The sequence below is a fragment of the Streptomyces recifensis genome (genome assembly GCF_002154615.1).
Lineage (GTDB): Bacteria > Actinomycetota > Actinomycetes > Streptomycetales > Streptomycetaceae > Streptomyces > Streptomyces griseoluteus.
Genome location: NZ_MUNH01000687.1, coordinates 1 through 3006 on the forward strand (window position 1 = coordinate 1; position 3006 = coordinate 3006).

Annotated in this window: 4 protein-coding genes; 1 reads left to right on the plus strand and 3 read right to left on the minus strand. The window is 73.5% G+C overall.

What is annotated here, in order from left to right; translation table 11 throughout:
* Together CCN33_RS28395 and CCN33_RS28400 are read right to left on the minus strand one after the other, a co-directional pair.
* On the minus strand, positions 1-866 hold an 866-nt coding region (locus tag CCN33_RS28395; protein WP_107484011.1), incomplete at its 3' end, for an SDR family oxidoreductase.
* Positions 867-959: 93 nt separating this feature from the next.
* Positions 960-1535, minus strand: coding sequence for an ALF repeat-containing protein (locus tag CCN33_RS28400; RefSeq protein WP_086696277.1), 576 nt, complete (start codon positions 1533-1535; stop codon positions 960-962).
* 137 nt (positions 1536-1672) lie between these two features.
* On the opposite strand from CCN33_RS28400, the gene cobF reads away from it, so the two are divergent.
* Positions 1673-2446 (plus strand): precorrin-6A synthase (deacetylating), encoded by a 774-nt coding sequence (gene cobF, locus CCN33_RS28405; RefSeq protein WP_086696278.1) that lies wholly within the window; start codon positions 1673-1675, stop codon positions 2444-2446.
* Here cobF and CCN33_RS28410 read toward each other — a convergent pair.
* The coding region (locus tag CCN33_RS28410) for a precorrin-6A/cobalt-precorrin-6A reductase (protein ID WP_107484012.1) at positions 2403-3006 on the minus strand (604 nt) is incomplete at its 5' end. The two genes, cobF and CCN33_RS28410, sit on opposite strands and share 44 nt — an antisense overlap.

The following is a 3006-nucleotide window of genomic DNA, read 5'->3' on the forward strand; positions in this document are numbered from 1 at the left end:
CGCCGCTCCTCGTCCGCCACTCCCCCCGCCCCCAGCAGCCCCGTGGGGGGCAGCGCCCGGTCGGACTGCAAGCGCGGCAGGGTCCGGCTGGAGACGTGCCGCACGACCGGTGGAATCAACGCGCGTCCCCACTGGGCGAGCCGTAGCCAGGCCGGTACGTACACCGACGTGCGCCGGTGCTCCACCGCGCGGACCAGGCGCTCGGCGACCACCTCCGCCGGGTACACCTTGCGGGCCGGGGCCGGCATGTGGGCGCGCAGTTCACGCAGGACGGGGTGGTGGTCGGCGTCGCGGGTCATGTCCGTGTCGGTCCAGTTGATGTAGGCGATGCCCACGCCGACGGACTCGTGGGCGACCTCGGCCTGGAGGGAGCGGGCGAACGACTCGACGCCCGCCTTGGACGCGCAGTAGGCGCTCATCATCGGTGAGGTGCCGAACGCGGCCAGCGACGCCACCTGGAGGAAGTAGCCGGAGGTGGCCAGCAGGTCGTCCAGGAACGCCCGCGCGGTCAGGGCGCTGCCGACCAGGTTGACGTCGATCACCCGCCGCCAGGACTCGGGGGCGGACCCGGCGAAGGGGCCGCCCTCGGCGATCCCCGCGTTCGCCACGACGACGGACGGCCGCCCCAGCCGCTCCCGTACCTCCACCGCCGCGCGCTCCAGGGCACCGAAGTCGGTGATGTCGACCTCCAGGGCGATCACCGGCGGCGGAAGCGATGCCGCCACTCGCTCCAGTTGCGGCCCTTCCAAACCGAGCAACGCGAGCCGCGCGCCGCGCTCGGCGAACGCGTGTGCCAGGGCCGCACCCAGGCCGCGCGCGGCCCCGGTCACGACGACGGTACGGCCTGCAAGGGGGCTGTCGTACATGGCGGCTGCCTCCGTCCGCGGGACCCGGCCCGTCCGGGCCCACCGGAAGAGCCGAGTACCCACGTGCGCCCCGGAGCGACTCCCCGCCGGGCGCTAGTGCACCTGGTACTGCCCCACCGCGACGAAGTACCGCAGCTCCTCCAGCGTGCCGTCGAGAGCGGCGGAGGCCGCGGCGCGGAGGGCCGGGCTGGACTTCGGGTCCGCGATGATGCGTAGGGCGGCCACCCGGTCGTCCTCGCCCTGCGCCAGCCGGTACCCGGTCTCCAGGAACGCCCGCTGGTCGTCCATCGTCCCGTCCAGCGCCTTGCTCGCCTCCCGCTTCACGGCCTTGCCGCTCTGCGGGTCCGCCAAAATGCGGGCGATGGCCACGCGGTCGTCCTCGGCCTGCGCCAGGCGGTAACCGGTTTCCAGGAAGGCTCGCTGGTCCGCGATCGTTCCGTTCAGTGCCGCGTTGGCCTGGCGGAGGACCGCCTTGCCGCTCGCCGGGTCCGCGAGTATGCGGGAGATGGCGACCCGGACGTCGTCGTCGGACATCTGGTCCACCGGGGTGGACGCCGTGGCCGAGACCGTCGTGGCCGCGACGGCGGCGGACGCGGGGGTGGAGAGGAGGAGGGCCGGGGTGAGGGCCGTGGCCGCGAGGAGCAGTGCCGCACGGGTCGTTCTCTTCACGCTGAGCCTCCGTCATCGAGGGGGCGGAAGATCGCTGTCGATCCCGCCGTGATCATTACCACGGCCCCGCGGGCCTCCCGGTTCCCGTCACCGCCCCCGTATCCGGCGTCCTTCACCCCGTGCGGCAGACTCGGTGGGTGCGAAAGATTCATGTCATCGGTATCGGTGCGGGCGACCCCGACCAGCTCACGTTGCAGGCGGTCAAGGCGATGCGCGGCACGGACGTGTTCTTCCTGCTCGACAAGGGCGAGGTGAAGAGTGATCTGACGCAGCTGCGCCGGGACATCCTGGACGCGCATCTGCCCGAGGGGTCGTACCGGGTGGTGGCGGCCCGGGACCCGGAGCGGGACCGGCGGGCGGGCGGTGCGGCCTACTCGCCGGCCGTCGAGGACTGGCGGACCGCCCGCGCGGGGATCTACGAGCGGCTCATCGCGGAGGAGGTCGCGGAGGACGGCACGGGCGCGTTCCTGGTGTGGGGCGACCCCTCGCTGTACGACAGCACGCTCGGCATCCTGCAGGAGGTGCTGGCGGGGGGCGCGGTGGAGTTCACGTACGACGTGGTGCCCGGCATCAGCAGCGTCTCCGCGCTGGTCGCCCGGCACCGGACCGGCCTGAACCGGGTGGCGCGGCCGGTGCAGATCACCACCGGGCGGCGGCTGGCGGAGGGGCTCCCGGAGGGGGTGGACGACGTGGTGGTGATGCTCGACGCCCACCAGGCGTTCCGGGAGTACGCCGGGGAGGACATCGACATCTACTGGGGCGCCTACATCGGCACCCCGGACGAGATCCTGGTCTCCGGTCCGCTCGCGGAGGCGGGTCCGGAGATCGAGCGGGTGCGGGCGGAGGCGCGGGAGCGCAAGGGCTGGATCATGGACACCTATCTGCTGCGCAGGCACCCCCGGGGGGAATGACCCCGGCCAGCCAGTCCAGCACACCCTCCACGTCCGGCAACGCCCGCACGCCGGAGGGGAGTTCTGGGCGGCGTACGACGACCACCGGCAACGACAGCGAGCGGGCGGCGGCCAGTTTCGGCGCCGTCGCCGCTCCCCCGCTGTCCTTCGTCACCAGGACGTCGATGCGGTGCGTGCGGAGCAGGTCCACCTCGTCCGGGAGGCTGAACGGGCCCCGCGCCGACAGAAGTTCACAGTGCGGAGGCAGGGGCGGCTCCGGTGGCTCCACCGAGCGCACCACGAACCGGGTGGCCGTCAGGCCGGCGAAGGCCGCGAGCCCGAGCCGGCCTGTGCTGAGGAACACCCGTCGTCCCAGGCGGGGTACGAGCCGCGCCGCCTCCTCCAGGGAGGCCACCGGATGCCAGTCGTCGTCGAGGTCCCAGCCGGGGCGGCGCAGGACCGCGTGCGGGACCCCCGCCACGCGTGCCGCCTCCGCCGCGTTCGCCGTGATGCGCTCCGCGAAGGGATGGGTCGCGTCCACCAGCGCGGTCACCCGGTGGGCGCGACCCATCCCTTCGCGG